Below are 23,206 nucleotides of genomic sequence, written 5' to 3'. Positions count from 1 at the left end.
TGATCTCTATACTGTTGGGCAGGTAAACTGCCGGTCCGGCAGTTGTCATTTCGACTCTCGCGTTCCCTAGTTGGAGGAAAAAACATGCGTCATCCATTAGTTATGGGTAACTGGAAGCTTAACGGTAGCACCCACATGGTCAACGAACTGATCGCCGGTCTGCGCAATGAGCTGAGCAGCGTTGACGGCTGTGGCGTCGCCATCGCCCCGCCGGTGATGTATCTGGATCAGGCCAAGCACGCGCTGGCCGGCAGCCGCATCGCGCTGGGCGCGCAGAACGTGGACGTTAACCTGTCCGGCGCCTTCACCGGTGAAGTTTCCGCCAACATGCTGAAAGACGTCGGCGCTCAGTACATCATCATCGGCCACTCCGAGCGTCGCACCTACCACAAAGAAAGCGACGAAGTGATCGCCGAGAAATTCGCCGTGCTGAAAGAAGCCGGCCTGATCCCGGTGCTATGCATCGGTGAAACCGAAGCGGAAAACGCCGCGGGCAAAACCGAAGAAGTATGCGCGCGCCAGATCGACGCCGTGCTGAAAACGCTGGGCGCACCGGCGATGAAAGGCACCGTGATCGCCTATGAGCCGGTCTGGGCCATCGGTACCGGCAAATCCGCCACCCCTGCGCAGGCGCAGGCCGTGCACAAATTTATCCGCGATCACATCGCCAAGCACGATGCCGCGGTTGCCGCTGAAATCATCATCCAGTACGGCGGTTCGGTGAACGACAAGAACGCCGCAGAGCTGTTCTCCCAGCCGGACATCGATGGCGCGCTGGTTGGCGGCGCCTCGCTGAAAGCCGACGCTTTCGCCGTGATCGTCAAAGCCGCTGCCGCAGCGAAAAAAGCCTGATTGCCTTAGGCTTGCCATAAAAAAACCCCGGCAAGCCGGGGTTTTTTATTGCCGTTTAAACGGCATCAGCGTTTGCTGATTTCGTCGAATACGCCGCCGGTGGCGAAGTGCACCTTCTGCGCTTCGGTCCAGCCGCCGAAGGTGTCATCCACGGTGAACAGCTTCAACTGCGGGAACTGCCCGGCGAACTTGGCCGCCACCGCCGCATCGCGCGGGCGGTAATAGTGCTGTGCCGCGATAGTCTGCCCTTCCGGCGAATACAGATATTTCAGGTAGGCGGTCGCCACCTCGCGGGTACCGCGTTTGTCGACCACCTTATCCACCACCGACACCGTCGGTTCGGCCAGGATCGATTCACTCGGGGTGATAATCTCGAACTTGTCTTTGCCCAGCTCTTTCTCCGCCAGCAACGCTTCGTTTTCCCAGGCGATCAGCACGTCGCCGATGCCGCGCTCAACGAAGGTGTTGGTCGAGCCGCGCGCGCCGGAATCCAGCACCTCGACGTTCTTGTACAGGTTTTTGACGAAGTCCTGCGCCTTGGCCTTATCGTTGTTGTTGTGGTGCAACGCGTAGCCCCAGGCGGCCAGGTAGTTCCAGCGGGCGCCGCCGGAGGTTTTCGGGTTCGGGGTGATCACCGACACGCCCGGCTTGATCAAATCAGGCCAGTCATGAATCTGTTTCGGGTTGCCTTTGCGCACCAGGAAGACGATGGTCGAGGTGTAAGGCGCCGAATTGTCCGGCAGGCGTTTGATCCAGTCTTTCTCGATGCGCCCGCGTTCGGCGATGGCGTCGACGTCATAGGCTAACGCCAGCGTCACCACGTCGGCCTCGATGCCGTTGATCACCGACGTCGCCTGCTTGCCGGAACCGCCGTGCGACTGGCGCACCGTCACCTTGTCGCCGGTTTCCGCCTGGTAGTGCTTGCTGAATGCCGTGTTGTAAGCCTGATAGAACTCACGCGTCGGATCGTATGACACGTTCAGCAACTGAATATCCTTCGCCATGGCGCCGGACGCCAACAGCACCAATGTCAGACCTACACCCCATTTACGCATCGACAGGCTCTCCCAGAAAATTAAGCGCAACCTCAATCGGTTGATTTAGCATCAGAGCCTGCCAGAAACTTTCCCGGCAACTAAAGAATAAAAAATTTTTGGATAGATGATTCTGGAATATGTCACCGGCGAGCATAAAAAAGCCCCCGAGAGCGGAGGCTTTTTTGTCGTGCGGTAAGTGGCGTATCAGTACAGCTTTTTTGCCGTTTCCAGCCAGTCGCCCTTGAACGGACGCTTCATGTTTTCGATCGCGTCGATGATGTCGTGGTGCACCATTTTTTCGTTCTGGATACCGACGCAGCGGCCGCCGTACCCCTGCAGCAGCAGTTCGATGGCGTAGGCGCCCATGCGCGAGGCCAGGATGCGGTCATAGGCGACCGGCGAACCGCCGCGCTGAATGTGGCCCAGCACGGTGGCGCGGGTTTCACGCTTGGTTTCCTGCTCAATGTGGCGCGCCAGCTCATCGATATCGCAGATGTGCTCGGTGATCGCCACGATGGCGTGTTTTTTGCCTTTGGCGATGCCGGCCTTGATTTCGCACACCAGATCTTCGCGGTTGAATTCGATTTCAGGCAGCACGATAAATTCGCAGCCGCCGGCAATCGCCGCCGCCAGCGTCAGATCGCCGCAGTAACGGCCCATCACTTCCACGATGGAGATACGCTGGTGCGACGAGGAGGTATCGCGCAGGCGGTCGATCGCTTCCACCACGGTTTCCAGCGCGGTGAAGTAACCGATGGTGTAGTCGGTGCCGGCGACATCGTTATCGATGGTGCCCGGCAGACCGATGCACGGGAAACCTTCTTCCGTCAGGCGTTTGGCGCCCATGTAGGAACCGTCGCCGCCGATCACCACCAGCGCGTCGATGCCGCGATTCTTCAGGTTTTCAATCGCCTTGGCACGCACGTTTTCATCCCTGAACTCCGGGAAGCGGGCCGAACCAAGGAAGGTGCCGCCGCGATTGATCATGTCGGACACGCTATAGCGGTCCAGCTGCTCCATGCGATCTTCGTACAAGCCAAGGTAGCCATCGTAAATACCAAAAACTTCCAGACCTTCTGAAAGCGCAGAACGCACAACGCCGCGGATTGCAGCGTTCATACCCGGCGAATCACCGCCGCTCGTCAGTACACCGATTTTCTTGATCATGACTACCTCTGAACTGTGTAGATGCAATTTCTTAAGAATTCTGTCTCCGCCGATCGTCTTGAAACCTCTCCGGCTGCAGAAAACCAGCTTTATGGCTTATTGCTGGATATTATATCAAAAACACCCAGCTGAATTGATTCAAGTCACGCAATATAACGGTTAAAACACCGCATGGCACGCTGAGCTAACTCAGATATTCATGATAATACGTTGCGCTATGCCTCTATATGATTATAGCTCCCAATGCCCCTGCCTACCCGGCGGCACCACGGAGCACGGATCCAGGTGAATGATGACATCCGCCCCCGCAAAACGTTGCCGCAGGGCTTGTTCCACCTGATCGGCCAACCGGTGCGCCTCGCGCAGCGGCAGCGTGTCCTCCATCTCCAGATGCAGCTGGATGAAACGCGTCGGCCCCGACTGCCGCGTGCGCAGATCGTGTGCGCCTTTCACCCCGGGCCAGGAGGAAACCACGGCGATAATCGCCTGGCGCTCGTCATCCGGCAACGCCCGATCCAACAGCGACTGCACCGCTTCATAGCCCATGCGCAGCGCGCTATAGAGGATGTAAACGCCGATGCCCAGCGCGAACAACGCATCCGCCCGTTGGAAGCCGTACCAGCTTAGCCCAAGAGCGATAAGAATAGCACCATTCATCATGACATCTGACTGATAATGCAGCATATCTGCGCGCACGGCCTGGCTGCGCGTTTTTCTGACCACCCAGCGTTGATAGGTGACCAGCATCAGGGTGCTGACTAACGCGATCACCGTCACGACGACCCCAACGCCGGGATCGCGCAGCGTTTGCGGTGCATACAGATGCTGGAAGCCGGTGAGAAACAGAAACAGGGCGGAACCGGAAATAAACATGCTTTGCGCCAGCGCCGCCAGCGACTCCGCTTTGCCGTGGCCAAAGGTGTGCTCGGCATCGGCAGGCTGCAGCGAATAGCGCACCACCAGCAGGTTGGTCAGCGAGGCGGCGATATCGACCAGCGAATCCACCAGCGCCGCCAGCAGGCTGACAGAACCGGTCTGGTACCAGGCGACGATTTTGATCAGCAACAGCGACGACGCCAGCGCGGTAGCGGCCAACGCAGCGGACTTTACCAGGCGTGCATAGCGCTGTTCCATTGAGGGATCCCGGTCAAAAGGTATGGCGCTCAATATAGCGAAATGTCGGATAAAAAAAACCCCGCCATCATGGCGGGGAAGACAGGGATGGTGTCTATGGCAAGGAAAAACAGGGGACTACTCAGTCGTACTTCACTTCTGGGCAGAAGCTTGCTGCAAACCAGAAATTTGTTGCTCCATCTGCTGCATGCGCTGCTGATGTTTCTGGTCTAAAACACTTTTTTGCTCTGGCGTCAGCAGGTTATACATTTGGTTGCGCACCCGGGCCATTTCCACCTGGCGCTTGACCTGCTGTTGGGCCATCTTTTCCGCCTGGGCGTACACGGCGGCTTCATCAAATTTCTCTGCGGTCACCAGTTTATGCATGGCTTCCATTTCAGCTACATTGACACCAGGCAGATCGTGCCGGGCCTGGCGCATCAAATCGCGCATTTGCTGGCGCTGCTGTTCGCTGAGGCTGACACCGTCGAACATATGGTGCTGGCCGGGTATTCGGGTCATCGCGTCGTTGCCGGGAGGTTGGGCTGTGTCCGGTATAGTGTCGGCAGCGAAGGCAGCGGTCGAACCAATTGCCAGCAGTGATGCCATAACTAATGCGGTCACCTTACGCATTTCAACTCCTCAAGCTTTCTCACTTTGCGAATCAACGAGGAGCAGTGTACCGCCGCACCTGAAAACCTGCGTCAGTGCATGTAAAACTACGTAAAGTCATGGAATGGCAACAGTTGATGACGTATTTTGCGTCTGGAGGTAAATCATAATGAACAAGATTCTGTTAGTTGACGACGACCGCGAGTTGACCTCGCTGTTAAAAGAACTGCTTGAAATGGAAGGTTTTAATATCGTCGTCGCGCACGATGGCGAGCAGGCGTTGTCGCTGCTGGACAGCTCCGTCGATCTGCTGCTGCTCGACATCATGATGCCGAAGAAAAACGGCATCGATACGCTGAAAGAACTGCGCCAACATCACCAGACGCCGGTCATCATGCTGACCGCGCGCGGCAGCGAACTGGACCGCGTGTTGGGCCTGGAGCTGGGCGCCGATGATTACCTGCCGAAACCCTTCAACGATCGCGAACTGGTCGCGCGCATTCGCGCCATTCTGCGCCGTTCCAACTGGAGCGAACAGCAGCAGCAGGTCGACAGCGGCGCCCCGACGCTGGATGTCGATGGCCTGCAGCTGAACCCCGGCCGCCAGGAGGCCAGCTTCGACGGCCAGGTGCTGGATCTGACCGGCACCGAGTTCACCCTGCTGTATCTGCTGGCGCAACATCTCGGCCAGGTGGTGTCGCGCGAACTGCTGAGCCAGGAAGTGCTGGGCAAACGCCTGACTCCGTTCGATCGCGCCATCGACATGCATATCTCCAACCTGCGGCGTAAGCTGCCGGATCGCAAAGACGGGCATCCGTGGTTCAAAACCCTGCGCGGGCGTGGTTATTTGATGGTATCTGCAACATGATCAACAGTTTGACGGCACGCATCTTCGCCATTTTCTGGTTCACGTTAGCCCTGGTGCTAATGCTGGTGCTGATGGTGCCCAAGCTCGACTCCCGCCAAATGACCTCGCTGCTCGACAGCGAGCAGCGGCAGGGGTTGATGCTGGAACAGCACGTCGAGGCCGAGTTGCAAAACGATCCGGCCAACGATCTGATGTGGTGGCGCCGCCTGTTCCGCGCCATCGACAAATGGGCGCCGCCGGGCCAACGCCTGCTGCTGGTCACCAGCGAAGGCCGGGTGATCGGCGCGCAGCGCAATGAAATGCAGATCGTCCGCAACTTCATCGGCCAATCCGACAATTCGGATCATCCGAAGAAGAAAAAGTACGGCCGCGTCGAACTGGTCGGGCCGTTCGCGGTGCGCGACGGCGAAGACAACTACCAGCTGTACCTGATCCGCCCCGCCAACAGCCCGCAATCCGATTTCATCAACCTGATGTTCGACCGGCCGCTGCTGCTGCTGATCGTCACCATGCTGATCAGCGCCCCGCTGCTGCTGTGGCTGGCCTGGAGCCTGGCGAAACCGGCGCGCAAGCTGAAGAACGCCGCCGATGACGTGGCGCGCGGCAACCTGAAGCAGCATCCGGAACTGGAGGCCGGCCCGCAGGAATTTCTGGCCACCGGCGCCAGCTTCAACCAGATGGTCAGCGCGCTGGAACGCATGATGAACGCCCAGCAACGCTTGATCTCGGACATCTCGCACGAGCTGCGCACGCCGCTGACTCGCCTGCAGCTGGCCACCGCGCTGATGCGCCGCCGCCACGGCGAAGGCCACGAGCTGGCGCGCATCGAAACCGAAGCGCAACGGCTGGATTCGATGATCAACGATCTGCTGGCGCTGTCGCGCGGGCAGCAGAAGGGCGAGCTGGCGCGCGAGCAGTTGAAGGCCAACGAACTGTGGGCCGACGTGCTGGATAACGCCCGTTTCGAAGCCGAACAGATGGGCAAGCAGCTGGAGATCGCTGCGCCGCCCGGTCCGTGGACGCTGTTCGGCAACGCGAGCGCGCTGGACAGCGCGTTGGAAAACATCGTGCGCAACGCCCTGCGTTATTCGCACACCCGCATCGCCGTGGCGTTCAGCGCCGACAATCAGGGCGTGACTATCCAGGTTGACGACGACGGCCCCGGCGTCAGCGCCGAAGACCGCGAGCAGATCTTCCGTCCGTTCTACCGCACCGATGAGGCGCGCGACCGTGAGTCCGGCGGCACCGGCCTTGGCCTGGCTATCGTCGAGGCGGCGGTCAATCAGCATCGCGGCTGGGTGAAGGCCGAAGACAGCCCGCTTGGCGGTCTGCGGCTGGTGCTGTGGCTGCCGCTGCATCATCAACGCCTATCGTCTAAGACAGAACAGTAAGAGTTTGCTATCCTGCGCCCCTCGTTCACGAGGGGCCTGCAACATGCTGAACATCGTTTTATTTGAACCCGAAATTCCACCCAATACCGGCAATATCATCCGCCTGTGCGCCAATACCGGCTTTAATCTGCACCTGATCGAACCGCTGGGTTTCCCGTGGGACGACAAACGCCTGCGCCGCGCCGGGCTGGACTATCATGAGTTCACCCGCGTCAGCCGCCATGCCGATTACGCCGCCTTTCTCGCCGCCGAAAACCCGCAGCGGCTGTTTGCCCTCACCACCAAAGGCACGCCGGCGCACAGCGCCGTCAGCTACCAGGCCGGCGACTACCTGCTGTTCGGCCCGGAAACGCGCGGGTTGCCTGCCGACATCCTCGATGCGCTGCCCGCGCAGCAAAAAATCCGCATCCCGATGCAGGCGCAAAGCCGCAGCATGAACCTGTCGAATGCCGTATCGGTGGTGGTGTATGAAGCCTGGCGGCAGCTGGGCTATGCCGGTGCGCTGATCAAGGCGTAATCCGCGACGTCGCGCCATACTGGAAGAGTCATCCTTTCCAGGCACGGCATATGGCTTTCGTCGCAGAGATTGTCACCCAGCTTCGCCGGCTCGAACCGGCGCTGAACGAGGCGCTGTTGCGGCTGCAACAGGCGCAAGACAGCGAAGCGCTGCACGACTTGCGCGTCTGTCTGCGCCGCATTCGCAGCCTGCTGCGCCCGTTACGCGGCTGCCCCGGCGCAACCCGGCTCGATCGGGCCGCCGCCGAATTGGGCAGGCTCACGACGCCGCTGCGCGATCTCGAGGTGCTGATCGCCGAACTGGCGCGCCATCGCCTCGATTGGCAGGCTAACGTGCGCCAGAGCGAATTTCAGGCCCGCTACCGTCAACTGCTCACCCATCCGCAGCTCATCGGCTTTCCCTCGCTTTTGCACGCCTGGCCGCGCCGCTTTCGCCGCAGCGCGCAACGCGCTGCCAAACACCGTGTGAACCGACGCCTGCAGCGCCAACAACGGCAATTGCGCCGGGCATTGGCCGATACCGGCTACGATCGCCACCGCCTGCGGCTGCTGATAAAACGCCTGCGTTACGCGGCTGAAGCCTATCCGCAGCGCCTTCCCCTCTCCCCCGCCGCGATGGCGAGCCTGAAAGCGGCGCAGAACGCCCTCGGTGATTGGCACGACCGGGAGGTTTGGTGCCTGCAAGCCGAACATCAGGCGGATCTCTGGCCCTTGTTGCCCCGGTGGCAAGCTGAGCAACGCCAGGCGCTGGTCAGCGCGGACGCCTTGCTCGCCGCCTTATCACCGGCACTGGCGGCGAAAACCGGCGGCGCATCACGATCCTGAAAAAAGGCCGCAGCAGGGCACGCCCGGCCCCGAAAAAGCCCGATGAGGCGCAGATAATGCGCTATGTTTTGTAAGGGTAATCACCACTCATCATAGGAAACCATATGAAGAAACAACGTTTGAGCGTTGCCATGGCGGTTCTGGCGGCGGGCCTGTTGCTGGCGGGCTGCTCGTCCAAAGTCACCCAAACGAATCAATATTCGGGGTTCCTACCGGACTACAGCAAGCTGCAGGAAACCAGCTCGCCAAGCGGCCATAAAACGCTGCGTTGGATCGATCCCACCTTTAAAGAGTCGAATTATCGCGGCGTGTATGTCGCTCCCGTGGTTTATTACCCGGCGGCTAAACCCACCGCCCGCGTCAGCCAACAAACGCTGGACAAAATTAGAAACTATACCGACCAAAGCGTGAGAAAAGCGGTGGCCGAGCGCACTACCGTTTTGAATAACCCGACAGGTTCCCGCGTGCTGTTGGCCAAAGTCGCGATTACCGCCGTGTCTGCCGAAGATGAGGATATGAAATTCTATGAAGTGGTGCCGGTAGCGGCCGTGGTGGCCAGCACCATGGCCGCCACTGGCCACCGGACGCAAAACACCACGCTGTTCCTGGAAGCGCAGTTGATCGATCAGGATAGCGGTAAAACGGTGCTGGAAGTGGTGCGCAAGAGTTACGGCAAAACCGTCAACAACGACAGTGCGCCAGTCACGGAACAAGAAGTTAAAGCGGCGATCGATGACATGGTCAACGACATCGTCACGTTCCCGAAACAGGGCTGACCGCCGCCTGAAAAACACAGGGGGAGCCGAAGCTCCCCCTGAATGAACCCGCAACCACGGCTTAGATGCCGTCGCCGTACTCGAAGCCGTGGTTGGTGCCGTTGAAGTATTGGTCCATATCCATCGACGGCGTATCGCTCTCCGGCCGCCCGACGATGCGCGCCGGCACGCCGGCGGCGGTGGTGTGCGGCGGTATCGCCTGCAAGACCACCGAGCCCGCGCCGATCTTCGCGCCCTTGCCCACTTCGATATTGCCGAGAATTTTGGCGCCTGCGCCAATCATCACCCCTTCACGGATTTTCGGGTGACGGTCGCCGCTGGTTTTACCGGTACCGCCCAGGGTGACCGACTGCAGGATAGAAACGTTGTTCTCCACCACCGCCGTTTCACCGATCACGATGCCGGTGGCGTGGTCGAGCATGATGCCGCAACCGATGGTCGCCGCCGGGTGGATGTCTACGCCGAAGGCGACGGAAATTTGATTTTGCAGGTAGATAGCCAGCGCCTGCCGCCCTTGCTGCCACAGCCAGTGGCCGATGCGGTAAGCCTGCAGCGCATGGAACCCCTTCAGGTAAAGCAGCGGCGTGGAGTATTTATCGACCGCCGGGTCGCGCAGGCGCACCGCGAGGATATCGCGCGCCGCCGAAACGATCATCTGGTTGTCAGACTTGTAGGCCTCTTCCACCACCTCACGCACCGCGATGGCGGGCATGATCGGCGTGGCCAGCTTGTTGGCCAGCATATAGCTGAGCGCGCTGCCCAGGTTCTCGTGCTTGAGCAACGTCGCATGGAAAAAGCTGGCCAGCATCGGTTCACAATCAGCCAGTGCTCGCGCTTCTGATTTAATGCTGTTCCAGACCTGTTCCAACTCTTCTGACGACATCACATACCCCTTTACCTTGCCAAACGGGCCGCTTCACACGGTAGCGCGAAGCGGCCCAGGTCATTTGCGGGGTCAGCATTCAGCTGCCCCGACATATCGTTTTATGTCACGCGCTGGGTTTTTCGTCCTTTCGGGCTCGCCCCAGCAGGCTCAGCGCCGCTTCGCGGGCGTCCTTGTGGCAGTAAAGCACCTGATAAATCTGTTCGGTGATCGGCATTTCCACACCGTGCCGCTGCGCCAACGCCAACACCTCTTTGGTATTGCGATAGCCCTCGACCACCTGACCGATACTGTCCTGCGCTTCCTGCACGCCTTTACCCTGCCCCAGCATAATGCCGAAGCGACGGTTGCGCGACTGGTTGTCCGTGCAGGTTAGCACCAGATCCCCCAGCCCCGCCATGCCCATGAACGTCGAGGGATCGGCGCCCAGCGCAGAACCCAGACGGCTCATTTCCGCCAGCCCGCGCGTAATCAACGCGGTACGGGCATTGGCGCCGAAACCGATGCCGTCGGACATGCCGGCGCCGATGGCGATCACGTTCTTCACTGCGCCGCCAAGCTGCACACCGATGAAGTCGGGATTGCTGTAGACGCGGAAACTCTTGCCGCAGTGCAGCAGCTGTTGCAGATCGTCGGCGAACTGCGCATCGGTCGCCGCCAGCGCGATCGCCGTCGGCAGGCCGGCGGCCAGCTCTTTGGCGAACGTCGGCCCGGAGAGCACCGCCAGCGGGATCGCCTCGCCCAACGCCTCACGCGCCACGTCCTGCAGCAAGCGGCCGGTTTCCGCTTCCAACCCTTTGGTGGCCCACACGATGCGGGCATCCGGGCGCAGATGCGGCTTCAGCTGGCGCAGCACGTCGCCGAACACGTGGCTCGGCACCACCACCAGCACGTCGCGGCTGGCGGCCAGCGCACGCGCCAAATCGGCTTCGAGCAGCAGGGTATCGGGGAAGGGAACGTCAGGCAGAAACGCCTGATTGCAGCGATCGCGCTGCAACGTTTGAATTTGCGCGGGGTTATGTCCCCACAACACCACGGGATGGCCGTTACGCGCCAGCGTAATGGCCAATGCGGTGCCGTACGAGCCGGCACCGATAACAGTCATTGAAGCATTGACGGTGTTCATCAGGCATCCTGATGTGGTGCGGCACCTTCGCCTTCCGCCTGCTGCTGCAGATAGTTCATGAACAGCGCGTCAAAGTTGACCGGTGCCAGATTCAGCTGCGGGAAGGTGCCGCGGGAAACCAGGCTGGTGATGCACTCGCGCGCATACGGGAACAGGATGTTCGGGCAGTATGCACCCAGGCAATGCGCCAGCTGCGTGCCTTCAATGCCTGCTACCGAGAAGATGCCAGCCTGCTGCACTTCGCACAGGAACGCAGTCTCTTCGCCCAGGGTCGCCGTCACGGTTACGCGCAGTACCACTTCATACACTTCGTCAGCCAGCTGGCTGGACGCGGTATCCAGATCAAGTTTAACTTCCGGCTGCCATTCCTGCTGGAAAACCTGCGGCGCGTTCGGCGCTTCGAAGGAGATATCCTTGGTATAGATACGTTGGATCTGGAAAGCCATTTCGGTGCTGTTTTGTTCTGACATGTGAGTAATACCCTTGGTTAAACGTCCTTATTGACACTCGGTGAACCGGCAAGCTGCTTAAAGCAGCGGATCCAGGCCGCCGCGAGCATCGAGTTCATATAAATCATCGCAGCCGCCGATATGCCGGCTGTCGATGAAAATCTGCGGCACGGTGGTGCGCCCGCTGCGCTCGATCATCACTTCGCGCTTGGCGCTATCGCCGTCGATGGCGATCTCGTTAAACGCCGCGCCCTTGCTGTTCAACAGCGCCTTGGCGCGATGGCAGAACGGGCAGGTCGCTTTGGTGTAGATATCAATGTTAGCCATGGATTGCCACCTCAAATAGGTTAAACGGTTACTTACCGCGCACCAGCGGCAGGTTTTCTCCGCTCCAGCCGGCAATGCCGTCTTTCAGCATCGTCACCTTTTCAAAACCGGCCTTGCTCAGGTTCTCCGCCGGCTCGCGGGAGGCGGTGCCGTTAGCGCACACGACGATGATCGGCTGCGCTTTGTGTTTTTCCAGCTCGCCCAGGCTGCCGTTTTTGATTTCGCTGGCGGTCAGGTTGATGGCGTTGGCCAGGTGACCACGGCGGAAATCGTCGCGGCTGCGGGTGTCGACCACCACGGCTTCTTCTTTGTTGATCAGGCGAATGGCTTCACCGCGGGCGATCTCTTTGACCTTGGAGAAACGGCTTTTGAAGGTCATGACGATCACGGCGACCAGCAGAGCGATCCAAGCCAGGCTCAGAATAGGGTGTCTGCTTACGAATGGCATAATTTCTTGCAGCATGGGGTGTAACAACTCCCGTCAGTTAAGGGATAAATAAGTCAAGGTTCCAGAGTATACCTGCCGAGTGCGGCAAATACAGCCAATAAGCAAGCGCGATTGTAGAAACTGCGGGCTGCGCTGAGAAATTCCCGAGGTCAGAGCATAAAAGCCCGCGCGATTCGCCGCAACCTTGATCTCTTTGGGCTATTTATCGCCGGCGGCGGTGTAAAATCAGCCGGTTTTTCGAGGGCGAATAGCCATGCTTGCGGCGGGCGCATGGCTATTCGCAGCTTAAAAAGTTCATAAGAGGTCAATGCAATGTCGAACAACAAAAAACCGATGGTCCTGGTGATCCTGGACGGTTACGGCCACCGTGAAGAGCGACAGGACAACGCGATCCTGAACGCCGGCACCCCGGTGATGGATCGTCTGTGGCGGGAGCAGCCGCATACGCTGATCGCCGCCTCCGGGCTGGATGTCGGCCTGCCCGATGGGCAAATGGGCAACTCCGAAGTCGGCCACGTCAATCTGGGCGCCGGGCGCATCGTGTACCAGGATCTGACCCGGCTGGACAAAGCGATCGCCGACGGCGACTTCTTCACCAACCCGGTGCTGACCGCCGCCGTCGATAAGGCCGTAACGGCCGGCAAGGCGGTGCATATCATGGGTCTGCTGTCGCCGGGCGGCGTGCACAGCCATGACGAGCACATCCTGGCCATGATCAAGCTGGCCGCCCAACGCGGCGCCAAAGCCATTTATCTGCATGCCTTCCTTGATGGGCGCGACACGCCGCCGCGCAGCGCCGAAGCCCCGCTGCAACGCTGCCGCGACGCCTTCGCCGCATTGGGCGTCGGGCGCATCGCCTCGCTGATCGGCCGCTACTACGCGATGGACCGCGACAACCGCTGGGATCGCGTGCAGCTGGCCTATGACCTGCTGACCACAGCCAAAGGCGATGCCGTGGCCGAGGATGCGATCACCGGCCTGCAGGCTGCTTATCAGCGCGGTGAAAACGACGAGTTCGTCAGACCGACCGTGATCCGCGCCGCCGGTGAGGCCGATGCCGCAATGCAGGACGGCGACGCGTTGATCTTCATGAACTTCCGCGCCGACCGCGCGCGCCAGATCACCCGCGCTTTCGTGAACGCCGACTTCGACGGTTTCCCGCGCGCCAAGCAGGTGCAGTTCGGCGATTTCGTGATGCTGACCGAATACGCCGCCGACATCGCGACCGCCTGCGCCTATCCGCCGGCGCCGCTGGCCAACACCTTCGGCGAATGGTTGATGAAGCACGACAAAACCCAGTTGCGCATCTCGGAAACCGAAAAATACGCCCACGTCACCTTCTTCTATAACGGCGGCGTGGAAGCGCCGTTCAAGGGCGAAGACCGCGTGCTGGTCAACTCGCCACAGGTCGCCACCTATGATCTGCAGCCGGAGATGAGCGCCGCCGAGCTGACCGACAAGCTGCTGAGCGCCATCCGCAGCGGCAAATACGACGCCATCATCTGCAACTACCCGAACGGCGACATGGTGGGGCATACCGGCGTGTATGAAGCGGCGGTCAAAGCGGTGGAAACGCTGGACGCCTGCATCGCTCAGGTGGTTGACGCGGTGCGCGACGTCGACGGCCAACTGCTGATCACCGCCGATCACGGCAACGCCGAGCAGATGCGCGATCCGGCCACCGGCCAGGCGCACACCGCCCACACCAGCCTGCCGGTGCCGCTGATTTACGTCGGCAAACCGGCGCGCGCGGTCGAAGGCGGCAAGCTTTCGGACATCGCGCCAACCCTGTTAACGCTGATGGGAATGGAAATCCCGCAAGAGATGACTGGTAAGCCGCTGTTCATCGTGGAATAATCCTTCTCCATGAGGGAGAAGGCGTTTTTTGCACTATCAAGGGTAACCCGAAGCGCAAACGCAGGCAGCCGGCCGCTGCCTGAACGCACCGCGCCAAGGACGTTCACCGCCATGTGCGCCAGCGTATTTTGCGCTGGCGTCTTGCTGTTGCCGCTCGCCGGCCAGGCGGCGGAAGACAATAAATCCCAGCTGAAAGACATCCAGCAGAGCATCGCCGAGAAAGAAAAAGCGGTGAAGCAGCAGCAACAGCAGCGCAGCTCGCTGCAGGATCAGCTGCGGCAGCAGGAAAAAACCATCGCCCAGGCCAGCCGCCAGTTGCGCGACACCCAGGGCACGCTCACCCAGTTGGGCAAGGACATTTCCGGCCTGAACGCCTCGATCGCCAAGCTGCAAAAACAGCAATCGACCCAGCAAAACCTCCTCGCCAAACAGCTCGACGCCGCCTTCCGGCAAGGGCAGCACAGCGCCGTGCAGCTGATCCTCAGCGGTGAAGAAAGCCAGCGCAGCGAACGTATTCTGGCCTATTTCGGTTATCTGAACGAAGCGCGCCAGAAAACCATCGAAGAGCTGAAACAGACCCGCGCCGAGCTGGCGAAGCAAAAAACCACGCTGGTGGCCAAACAGGGCCAGCAAAAATCCTTACTGAGCGAACAACAGACGCAGCAGCAGAAGCTGGAGCAGGCGCGCGGCGCCCGCAAGAAAACGCTGACCGCGCTGGAAGCCTCGCTGGAAAAAGACCAACAACGCCTGGTGGAACTGCGCCAAAACGAAGCCCGCATGCGCGACAAGATCGCCCGAGCGGAGCGCGAAGCCCGTGCGCGCGCCGAACGCGAAGCGCGTGAAGCGGCCAAGGTGCGCGAACAGGTGCGCATCAAGGAACAGCAGGCGAAGAAAACCGGCACCACCTACAAACCTAGCGAAGCCGATCGCTCGCTGATGGCGCGAACCGGCGGCCTCGGTCGTCCGGCCGGCCAGCTGATGTGGCCGGTGCGCGGCCGCACGCTGCACGGCTTTGGCGAGCAGCAGCAGGGCGAGCTACGCTGGAAAGGCATGGTGATCGAAGCCCGCGAAGGCAGCGAAGTGAAAGCCGTCGCCGATGGCCGCGTGCTGCTGGCCGACTGGCTGCAAGGCTATGGCCTGATGGTGGTGGTCGAACACGGTAAAGGCGACATGAGCGTGTACGGCTACAACCAAAGCGCGTTGGTCAACGTCGGGGCGCAGGTGCGCGCTGGCCAGCCGATCGCTCTGGTCGGCACCAGCGGCGGCCAGGGAACGCCGTCGCTCTATTTCGAAATCCGTCGTCAGGGACAGGCGGTTAACCCACTGCCGTGGTTGGGAAGATAGATTTGCGTTATGTCAAAACCCGTACAGCTTTGTTAATCGGCTGTCTGCTGCAGGTTTACGCTGCGCAGGCAGGAAAACTCTCCATCGTCATCGATGACGTGGGCTACCGCCCTCACGAAGAAAACGCGGTGCTGCAAATGCCGACGGCGATCTCGGTCGCAGTCTTGCCCAACGCGCCGCATGCCCGCCTGATGGCCACCCGCGCCCACAGCCAGGGCCGCGAAGTCTTGATCCACATGCCGATGGCGCCGCTCAGCAAGCAGCCGCTGGAACGCGATACCCTGCAGCCTTCCATGAGCAGCGACGAGATCCAGCGCATCATCCGCAACGCGGTGAACAACGTGCCCTACGCGGTCGGCATGAACAACCACATGGGCAGCGCCATGACCTCCAGCCTGCCGGGCATGCAGAAAGTGATGCAGGCGCTCGAAAGCTATCGTCTGTATTTCCTCGACAGCATGACCATCGGCAGCAGCCAGGCGACCCGCGCCGCGGCCGGCACCGGCGTGAAAGTGATCAAACGCAGGGTGTTCCTCGACGATACCGCGAACGAAGCCGATATCCGCCGCCAGTTCAACCGCGCGGTCGAATTGGCGCGGCGCAACGGTTCCGCCATCGCCATCGGCCACCCGCGCCCGGCGACGGTGAAAGTGCTGCAGCAGATGCTGCCGTCGCTGCCCGCCGATATCGTGCTGGTCAAACCGAGCGCGCTGCTGAACGAACCGCAGGGCAACGGCGGTGGCAGCTACGTTCCGCCGCCGGTCAAACCGCAAAAACCGCAGCCGAAGAACCCGTTCAGCGGCGGCATCAAGCAGTGCAAGGTCAAACCGCCGAAGGAAAAAGCCAACGCCGGCACCGCGCTGGGCGTTATCGCCGACAGCATTGCCACCTCGCCGCCGGTGACCTTCATCAAGCGTCATTGGCAGCACTGGACACAAACCAAACCGCAAGCATAAAAAAAGGGCCGGAATTCCGGCCCTTTTCACGCCTGCCGAGATCAATCCCAGCTCAGCACCACTTTGCCCGATTTGCCGGAGCGCATGGCGTCGAAGCCCTGCTGGTACTCGTCGATCGAGAAACGGTGGGTGATGATCGGGGTCAAATCCAGACCGGACTGGATCAGCGCCGCCATCTTGTACCAGGTTTCGAACATTTCGCGGCCGTAAATCCCTTTGATAAACAGCCCTTTGAAGATGACCTGATTCCAGTCGATCGACATATCCGAAGGCGGAATGCCCAGCATGGCGATACGCCCGCCGTGGTTCATCGCATTGAGCAGCGTGCGGAACGCCGGCGGCGCGCCGGACATTTCCAGGCCGACGTCGAACCCTTCGGTCATGCCCAGTTCGGCCATCACGTCGCTGAGGTTTTCCTTGCTGACGTTCACCGCACGGGTCACGCCCATTTTGCGCGCCAGTTCCAGGCGGTATTCGTTAACGTCGGTGATCACCACATGGCGGGCGCCGACGTGTTTGCACACCGCCGCCGCCATAATGCCGATCGGGCCGGCGCCGGACACCAGCACGTCTTCCCCGACCAGATCGAACGACAGCGCGGTATGCACCGCGTTACCGAACGGATCAAAGATCGAAGCCAGTTCATCGGAGATGTTATCCGGGATCTTGAAGGCGTTGAACGCCGGGATCACCAGGTATTCCGCGAAGCTGCCCGGGCGGTTCACGCCCACGCCGACGGTGTTGCGGCACAGGTGCGTGCGGCCGCCGCGGCAGTTGCGGCAGTGGCCGCAGGTGATGTGGCCTTCGCCGGACACGCGATCGCCGATGTTGAAGCCTTTGACTTCCTGACCGATCGCCACCACTTCGCCCACGTATTCATGGCCGACCACCATCGGAACCGGAATGGTTTTTTGCGACCACTCGTCCCAGTTGTAGATATGCACATCGGTGCCGCAGATCGCGGTTTTGCGGATTTTGATCATGATGTCGTTGTGGCCCAGCTCCGGCTGAGGCACGTCGGTCATCCAAATCCCTTCTTCCGCTTTCAGTTTTGACAGTGCTTTCATGGTTTTACCTTATGCAATAACGCCAAGATCCTTACCGATACGTGTAAACGCCGCCACTGCGCGTTCGATTTGCTCCGGGGTGTGGTCGGCGGACATCTGGGTGCGGATGCGCGCCTGGCCTTTCGGCACCACCGGATAGAAGAAACCGGTCACATAGATGCCTTCCTTGAGCAACGCATTGGCGAATTCCTGCGCCAACTTCGCCTCACCCAGCATCACCGGGATGATGGCGTGATCGGCGCCGGCCAACGTGAAGCCGGCGGCGGTCATTTTTTCGCGGAACAGACGCGCATTGGCCCACAGGCGATCGCGCAGGGCATCGCCCTCTTCCAGCAGTTCCAGCACTTTGATCGACGCGGCGACGATCGCCGGCGCCAGCGAGTTGGAGAACAGGTACGGGCGCGAACGCTGGCGCAGCCACTCCACCACTTCTTTCTTGGCGGCGGTGTAGCCGCCGGACGCGCCGCCCAGCGCTTTGCCTAACGTACCGGTGATGATATCGACGCGGCCCATCACTTCGCAGTATTCATGGGTGCCGCGCCCGTTGGCGCCGACAAAGCCCACCGCGTGAGAGTCATCCACCATCACCAACGCCTGGTATTCGTCCGCCAGATCGCAAACCCCTTTCAGGTTGGCGATCACGCCGTCCATCGAGAAGACGCCGTCGGTGGCGATCAGGATGTGACGCGCGCCGTCGGCTTTGGCCTGCTTCAGCTGCGCGGCCAGCTCGGTCATGTCGTTATTGGCATAGCGATAACGCTTGGCCTTGCACAGGCGCACGCCGTCGATGATCGACGCGTGGTTCAGCGCATCGGAGATAATGGCGTCTTCCGGGCCGAGCAGGGTTTCGAACAGCCCGCCGTTGGCGTCGAAGCAAGAGGAGTACAGGATCGCGTCTTCCATGCCCAAAAAGGCCGCCAGTTTCTGTTCCAGCTGCTTGTGGCTGTCCTGGGTGCCGCAGATGAAGCGCACCGACGCCATGCCGAAACCGTGGCTGTCCATGCCCGACTTGGCGGCGGCGATCAGCGCCGGGTGGTTGGCCAGGCCCAGGTAGTTATTGGCGCAGAAGTTGATCACATGGCTGCCGTCGGCGACGGCGATATCCGCCTGTTGCGCGGAGGTGATGATGCGTTCTTCCTTGAACAGCCCTTCACTGCGCGTGGCGGCAAGCTGTTGTTCCAACTGCTGATAAAAAGACGCTGACATTCGGTTATCTCCAGGATTGGGCTATTTGCGGCATATTTTACTGATTTGTAACCAAACTGACGAGAATGCGCGGGAGAGAATATTAAAATTGCAGCAGATATCACGGCAAACGGCGGACTTCAATGGCAATGCGGGATATTCGGAGCCCTTCCGCTGTTTGCCGCGGCATGAAATGCTATTATAACCGCCATTGAGCGTGGGGCATTGTGCCCCGCCAGGCAGCTTAGCAGGGGTAACCCAATGATTATCGTCACAGGCGGCGCCGGCATGATCGGCAGCAACATCATTAAGGCACTGAACGACAAGGGATATCGCGATATCCTGGTGGTGGATAACCTGAAAGACGGCACCAAGTTCGTCAACCTGGTCGATCTGGATATCGCCGACTATATCGATAAAGAAGACTTTATCGCCAGCATCGTGGCCGGCGACGATCTGGGCGAGATCGAAGCGGTGTTCCACGAAGGCGCCTGCTCCGCGACCACCGAGTGGGACGGCAAGTACATGATGGACAATAACTATCAGTACTCCAAAGACCTGCTGCACTACTGCCTGGATCGCGAAATCCCGTTCTTGTATGCCTCCTCCGCCGCCACTTACGGCGGCCGCGAAGAGTTCATCGAAGAGCGTGAGTATGAAGCGCCGCTCAACGTTTACGGCTACTCCAAATTCCTGTTCGATCAATACGTGCGCGAGATCCTGCCGGAAGCGGACTCGCAGATCTGCGGCTTCCGCTACTTCAACGTTTATGGCCCGCGCGAAGGCCACAAAGGCAGCATGGCCAGCGTCGCCTTCCACCTGAATACCCAGATCAACCGCGGCGAAAACCCGAAACTGTTCGCCGGCAGCGAAAACTTCAAGCGTGACTTCATCTACGTCGGCGACGTGGCGGCGGTTAACCTGTGGTTCTGGGAAACCGGCAAATCCGGCATCTTCAACTGCGGCACCGGCCGAGCGGAAACCTTCCAGGCGGTAGCCGACGCGGTGGTGGACTTCCACCAGAAAGGCGCTGTGGAATACATCGAGTTCCCGGAGAAGCTGAAAGGCCGCTATCAGGCGTACACCCAGGCCGATCTGACCAAGCTGCGCGCGGCCGGCTACGACGCACCGTTCAAAACGGTCGCCGAAGGCGTGAAAGAGTACATGGCCTGGTTGAACCGCACCGCATAAGCTGAAGGAATTAACGCTGGGTATGAAAATACTGGTTATCGGCCCTTCTTGGGTTGGCGACATGATGATGTCGCAAAGTCTCTATCGCACCCTGAAGGTCGAATACCCGTCGGCGGAGATCGATGTGATGGCGCCGGCCTGGTGTCGCCCGTTGCTGGCGCGCATGCCGGAAGTCAATCAGGCGCTGGCGATGCCGCTGGGCCACGGCGCGCTGGGGCTCGGCGAGCGCCGCCGCCTGGGGCGCGCTCTGCGCGCCAACCGTTACGATCGCGCTTACGTTCTGCCCAACTCGTTCAAATCCGCGCTGGTGCCTTTCTTCGCCGATATCCCGCAGCGCACCGGCTGGCGGGGCGAAATGCGCTACGGCCTGCTGAACGACGTCCGCGTGCTCGACAAGGCCGCTTTCCCGCTGATGGTGCAGCGCTATGTGGCGCTGGCCTATGACAAAGGCCGCGTTCAGCGCGCCGACGATCTGCCGCAGCCACTGCTGTGGCCGCAGCTGCGGGTGAGCGACGAAGAGATCGCCGACACCACCGCGGCCTTCAACCTGACCGACAGCCGCCCGATCGTCGGCTTCTGCCCAGGCGCGGAGTTCGGCCCCGCCAAGCGCTGGCCGCACTATCACTACGCGGCGCTGGCTCAGCGGCTGATCGAGAGCGGCTATCAAATCGCGCTGTTCGGTTCGGCGAAAGACCATGAGGCCGGCGAACAGATCCGCGCCGCATTGCAGGAAGACGCGCGCGATTTCTGCCTTAATCTGGCCGGGAAAACCCAGCTGGAGCAAGCAGTTATCCTGATCGCAGCCTGCCGGGCGGTGGTCAGCAACGACTCCGGTTTAATGCACGTTGCCGCAGCGTTGAACAAACCGCTGATAGCCTTGTACGGGCCAAGCAGCCCCGACTTCACACCGCCGCTTTCCGACAAGGCGCGGGTCATTCGCCTGATCAGCGGCTACCACAAGGTGCGTAAGGGCGATGCCGAGCAGGGATACCACCAAAGTTTGATCGATATTCAGCCGCAGCAAGTGTTGGATGCGCTGACGCCGTTACTTGTCGCCAGCGAGGAATAGTCATGCAGGTGTTAATTGTAAAAACCTCCTCGATGGGGGACGTGCTGCATACGCTGCCCGCCCTGACCGACGCGCTGCAGGCCATTCCCGATATCCGCTTCGACTGGGTGGTGGAAGAAGGCTTCAGCCAAATCCCCACCTGGCACCCGGCGGTAGATCGCGTGATCCCGGTGGCCATTCGCCGCTGGCGAAAAAACTGGTTCGGCAACGATACTCGGCAACAGCGCTGCGACTTCAAGCGCGCGCTGCAAGAACGCCGTTACGACGTGGTGATCGACGCGCAGGGCCTGATCAAAAGCGCCGCGCTGATCACGCGCATCGCTAAAGGCAACAAACATGGCCCGGACTGCAAGAGCGCGCGCGAGCCGTTCGCCAGCTGGTTCTACAATGTGCGCCATGAGGTAGACAAACAGCAGCACGCGGTGGAACGCACGCGCGAACTGTTCGCCAAAAGCCTCGGCTACGATAAACCGGGCAGCTACGGCGATTACGCCATCGCCGCACGCTTTCTCAGCCGCCCGCCGGCCGATGCCGGGCAGTATTTGGTGTTTCTGCACGCGACGACCCGTGACGATAAGCATTGGCCGGAGCAAAACTGGCGTGAGCTGATCGCGCTGGCGGCGGACAGCGGGCTGAAGATCAAACTGCCGTGGGGCGCAGAGCATGAACATCAGCGCGCGCTGCGCTTGGCGGAAGGTTTTCCACATGTCGAGGTGCTGCCGAAACTCAGCCTGCAGCAGGTGGCCGAGGTGCTGGCCGGCGCCAGGGGAGTGATCTCGGTCGACACCGGGCTCAGCCATTTGACCGCCGCGCTCGACAAACCGAACATCACGCTGTTCGGGCCGACCGATCCCGGCCTGATCGGCGGTTACGGGCAAAATCAGCACTCGCTGATTTCGCCGGAAAAAAGCATGGCGACAATCGACGCCGATACGGCATGGCAGGCGCTGCAAAAGGTTATAGCATGAAAAAACTGCACATTATCAACCTGGGTAAAATGGGCGGCGTCGAGCGCCTGTTCCTGCAGTACATCAACGATACCACCGACGGCAGCAACCAGGTCCTGTGCATCAGCGGCGACATTGGCGAAGAGATCCGCCGCCAGTTGCCGGCGCATCAGCCCGTCACCTTCGCCAACCGCCTGATCAATGCGTTGCCGTTGCGTTGCCCGCAGTTCCTGCGCAAATTTTTGCTGAAATGGAAAATTGAACGGGCGAACGCCGACGTGGTGATCGTCTGGGACCTGGTGCCGGGGCTGGCGGCCAAACCCAAGCGCGGCAAGCTGGTTTACTACGATCACGGCTGCTCCTGGCGTTACCCCAAGAATAAAAAGACGCTGCGTTTCTTCGCCATGCTGGACGGCGTGATTTCCGCCTCACACGCGTCGAAGCGGGTGATGGAGCTGCGCTTTAATCTGCCTTGCCCAAATCACGTGGTGATCAACCGCATCAAGACGCCGGCGGGGATCGACGCTGCGCCGAAAACGCTGTCGCAGCCGGTCAGGATCGGCACTGCCTCACGCCTGGTCAGCCTGAAAGGCATCAGCGTTTCATTATTGATGATGCAGGAACTGCTGCGGCGCGGGCATGACGTCACGCTGGAAGTGGCCGGCAAAGGGCCGGATCGCGCGGCGTTCGAGGCGCTGGCGGCACGGCTTCAGCTCGGCGATCGCGTCACCTTCAGCGGTTATCAGGATGACGTCGCCGGCTTCTTCAATCGCACGCACATCTACATGAGCACGCCGATCACCGAGCCGTTCGGCTTGTCCTGCATGGAATCGCTCTATTTCGGCGTGCCGGTCATCTTCCCGCAGGTCGACGGCCAGCCGGAAGCGGTCAGGGACGGGGTCTGCGGCCTTGGCCTGACGCCGTCGGTCACCATCGAACAACACCGGCAGCTCACCGATATCGAGGTCGACTTCCCGCATGAGGTCTACGATCCGCAGACCGACAGCCTGGTGGCGCCCAAGCTGCTGTCGCATATCGACTGTGCGGATGCCGTTGAGAAATTGCTGGAGCGAGAAACCTACCAGACTCTGAGCCGAAATGCGCAGCGCTATCCTGCGGAGCATTTCAACTATGCTCAGTTCAAAGTTGAGTTCGACGACACGCTGCGCTCCTTCATCGCTTAATTAAAACGTGAGCCGG

General features: G+C 60.5%; 24 protein-coding genes. 13 read left to right on the top strand and 11 right to left on the bottom strand.

The features are described from left to right. The first annotated feature begins 84 nt into the window (after window positions 1–84). A complete protein-coding gene (gene tpiA / locus AC2CGI_RS22545) occupies window positions 85–852 on the top strand; it encodes a triose-phosphate isomerase (protein ID WP_004931113.1) in 768 nt (255 codons plus the stop codon). A 65-nt stretch (window positions 853–917) separates the two neighbouring features. Here tpiA and AC2CGI_RS22540 read toward each other — a convergent pair whose 3' ends face one another. The 4 genes from AC2CGI_RS22540 to cpxP form a co-directional block, all read right to left on the bottom strand. Next, window positions 918–1,907, bottom strand: coding sequence for a sulfate ABC transporter substrate-binding protein (locus AC2CGI_RS22540; RefSeq protein ID WP_015379419.1), 990 nt, complete (start codon window positions 1,905–1,907; stop codon window positions 918–920). Between the two features lie 186 nt (window positions 1,908–2,093). Next, entirely contained in the window at window positions 2,094–3,056 is a 963-nt protein-coding gene (gene pfkA, locus AC2CGI_RS22535; RefSeq protein WP_004931116.1) for a 6-phosphofructokinase, read from the bottom strand. Between the two features lie 231 nt (window positions 3,057–3,287). Continuing rightward, entirely contained in the window at window positions 3,288–4,190 is a 903-nt protein-coding gene (gene fieF / locus AC2CGI_RS22530) for a CDF family cation-efflux transporter FieF (protein ID WP_015379420.1), read from the bottom strand. Window positions 4,191–4,322: 132 nt separating this feature from the next. Continuing rightward, entirely contained in the window at window positions 4,323–4,802 is a 480-nt protein-coding gene (cpxP, locus tag AC2CGI_RS22525) for a cell-envelope stress modulator CpxP (protein ID WP_004931122.1), read from the bottom strand. Between the two features lie 148 nt (window positions 4,803–4,950). Here cpxP and cpxR point away from each other — a divergent pair, with 148 nt between their 5' ends. The 5 genes from cpxR to AC2CGI_RS22500 all read left to right on the top strand — a co-directional run bounded on the left by cpxR (window position 4,951) and on the right by AC2CGI_RS22500 (window position 9,157). After that, a complete protein-coding gene (gene cpxR, locus AC2CGI_RS22520; RefSeq protein WP_004931124.1) occupies window positions 4,951–5,649 on the top strand; it encodes an envelope stress response regulator transcription factor CpxR in 699 nt (232 codons plus the stop codon). Beyond that, complete coding sequence (gene cpxA / locus AC2CGI_RS22515) at window positions 5,646–7,040, top strand: envelope stress sensor histidine kinase CpxA (protein WP_015379421.1); 1,395 nt, start codon at window positions 5,646–5,648, stop codon at window positions 7,038–7,040. Before cpxR ends, cpxA begins: the two co-directional genes overlap by 4 nt. 43 nt (window positions 7,041–7,083) lie before the next feature. Beyond that, window positions 7,084–7,557: a tRNA (uridine(34)/cytosine(34)/5-carboxymethylaminomethyluridine(34)-2'-O)-methyltransferase TrmL gene (gene trmL / locus AC2CGI_RS22510; RefSeq protein WP_015379422.1), complete on the top strand. Its 474-nt coding sequence runs from the start codon at window positions 7,084–7,086 to the stop codon at window positions 7,555–7,557. 50 nt (window positions 7,558–7,607) lie between these two features. Then, on the top strand, window positions 7,608–8,381 hold the full coding sequence (locus AC2CGI_RS22505) for a CHAD domain-containing protein (RefSeq protein WP_076740167.1): 774 nt from the start codon (window positions 7,608–7,610) through the stop codon (window positions 8,379–8,381). A gap of 104 nt (window positions 8,382–8,485) precedes the next feature. Beyond that, window positions 8,486–9,157, top strand: coding sequence for a DUF3313 domain-containing protein (locus AC2CGI_RS22500; RefSeq protein ID WP_004931134.1), 672 nt, complete (start codon window positions 8,486–8,488; stop codon window positions 9,155–9,157). 61 nt (window positions 9,158–9,218) lie between these two features. On the opposite strand, the gene cysE is transcribed toward AC2CGI_RS22500, so the two are convergent. The 5 genes from cysE to AC2CGI_RS22475 form a co-directional block, all read right to left on the bottom strand. Continuing rightward, window positions 9,219–10,040, bottom strand: a complete 822-nt coding sequence (cysE, locus tag AC2CGI_RS22495; RefSeq protein ID WP_004931135.1) for a serine O-acetyltransferase — start codon at window positions 10,038–10,040, stop codon at window positions 9,219–9,221. Between the two features lie 106 nt (window positions 10,041–10,146). After that, window positions 10,147–11,166, bottom strand: coding sequence for an NAD(P)H-dependent glycerol-3-phosphate dehydrogenase (gpsA, locus tag AC2CGI_RS22490; protein ID WP_021504463.1), 1,020 nt, complete (start codon window positions 11,164–11,166; stop codon window positions 10,147–10,149). Then, window positions 11,166–11,636 carry a protein-export chaperone SecB gene (gene secB, locus AC2CGI_RS22485; RefSeq protein ID WP_004931139.1) on the bottom strand — a complete coding sequence of 157 codons (471 nt, stop codon included), beginning with the start codon at window positions 11,634–11,636 and terminating at the stop codon, window positions 11,166–11,168. The genes gpsA and secB overlap by 1 nt, the downstream gene beginning before the upstream one ends. Before the next feature lie 57 nt (window positions 11,637–11,693). Further along, window positions 11,694–11,942: a glutaredoxin 3 gene (gene grxC / locus AC2CGI_RS22480; protein WP_076740166.1), complete on the bottom strand. Its 249-nt coding sequence runs from the start codon at window positions 11,940–11,942 to the stop codon at window positions 11,694–11,696. A 28-nt stretch (window positions 11,943–11,970) separates the two neighbouring features. Beyond that, the gene (locus tag AC2CGI_RS22475) at window positions 11,971–12,405 is read right to left on the bottom strand and encodes a rhodanese-like domain-containing protein (protein WP_015379424.1); all 435 of its coding nucleotides are present in this window, start codon (window positions 12,403–12,405) and stop codon (window positions 11,971–11,973) included. Between the two features lie 297 nt (window positions 12,406–12,702). Between AC2CGI_RS22475 and gpmM the strand changes: the two genes are divergently transcribed. From gpmM to AC2CGI_RS22460, 3 genes are read left to right on the top strand one after another with little or no spacing between them, the layout of a single operon-like run. Next, window positions 12,703–14,247, top strand: coding sequence for a 2,3-bisphosphoglycerate-independent phosphoglycerate mutase (gpmM, locus tag AC2CGI_RS22470; protein WP_076740165.1), 1,545 nt, complete (start codon window positions 12,703–12,705; stop codon window positions 14,245–14,247). Between the two features lie 9 nt (window positions 14,248–14,256). Then, complete coding sequence (gene envC / locus AC2CGI_RS22465) at window positions 14,257–15,591, top strand: murein hydrolase activator EnvC (protein ID WP_028128084.1); 1,335 nt, start codon at window positions 14,257–14,259, stop codon at window positions 15,589–15,591. A 2-nt stretch (window positions 15,592–15,593) separates the two neighbouring features. Next, complete coding sequence (locus tag AC2CGI_RS22460; RefSeq protein ID WP_015379426.1) at window positions 15,594–16,547, top strand: divergent polysaccharide deacetylase family protein; 954 nt, start codon at window positions 15,594–15,596, stop codon at window positions 16,545–16,547. A 41-nt stretch (window positions 16,548–16,588) separates the two neighbouring features. Here the strand turns inward: AC2CGI_RS22460 and tdh are convergent, their stop codons facing one another. Together tdh and kbl are read right to left on the bottom strand one after the other, a co-directional pair. After that, window positions 16,589–17,614 (bottom strand): L-threonine 3-dehydrogenase, encoded by a 1,026-nt coding sequence (gene tdh, locus AC2CGI_RS22455; protein ID WP_015379427.1) that lies wholly within the window; start codon window positions 17,612–17,614, stop codon window positions 16,589–16,591. 9 nt (window positions 17,615–17,623) lie between these two features. Beyond that, on the bottom strand, window positions 17,624–18,820 hold the full coding sequence (gene kbl, locus AC2CGI_RS22450; RefSeq protein WP_004931154.1) for a glycine C-acetyltransferase: 1,197 nt from the start codon (window positions 18,818–18,820) through the stop codon (window positions 17,624–17,626). A gap of 240 nt (window positions 18,821–19,060) precedes the next feature. Here kbl and rfaD point away from each other — a divergent pair, with 240 nt between their 5' ends. From rfaD to AC2CGI_RS22430, 4 genes are read left to right on the top strand one after another with little or no spacing between them, the layout of a single operon-like run. After that, window positions 19,061–19,990: an ADP-glyceromanno-heptose 6-epimerase gene (rfaD, locus tag AC2CGI_RS22445; RefSeq protein ID WP_015379428.1), complete on the top strand. Its 930-nt coding sequence runs from the start codon at window positions 19,061–19,063 to the stop codon at window positions 19,988–19,990. 22 nt (window positions 19,991–20,012) lie between these two features. Beyond that, complete coding sequence (gene rfaF / locus AC2CGI_RS22440) at window positions 20,013–21,059, top strand: ADP-heptose--LPS heptosyltransferase RfaF (protein WP_076740164.1); 1,047 nt, start codon at window positions 20,013–20,015, stop codon at window positions 21,057–21,059. 2 nt (window positions 21,060–21,061) lie between these two features. Continuing rightward, complete coding sequence (gene rfaC / locus AC2CGI_RS22435; RefSeq protein WP_004931160.1) at window positions 21,062–22,027, top strand: lipopolysaccharide heptosyltransferase RfaC; 966 nt, start codon at window positions 21,062–21,064, stop codon at window positions 22,025–22,027. Beyond that, a complete protein-coding gene (locus tag AC2CGI_RS22430) occupies window positions 22,024–23,190 on the top strand; it encodes a glycosyltransferase (protein ID WP_021504467.1) in 1,167 nt (388 codons plus the stop codon). Before rfaC ends, AC2CGI_RS22430 begins: the two co-directional genes overlap by 4 nt. Window positions 23,191–23,206 lie beyond the last annotated feature (16 nt).

The organism is Serratia sp. LSHTC3 (genome assembly GCF_057197125.1).
The sequence above is the reverse complement of the archived record's forward strand: the minus strand, read 5'-3'. Positions and strand labels throughout refer to the sequence as shown.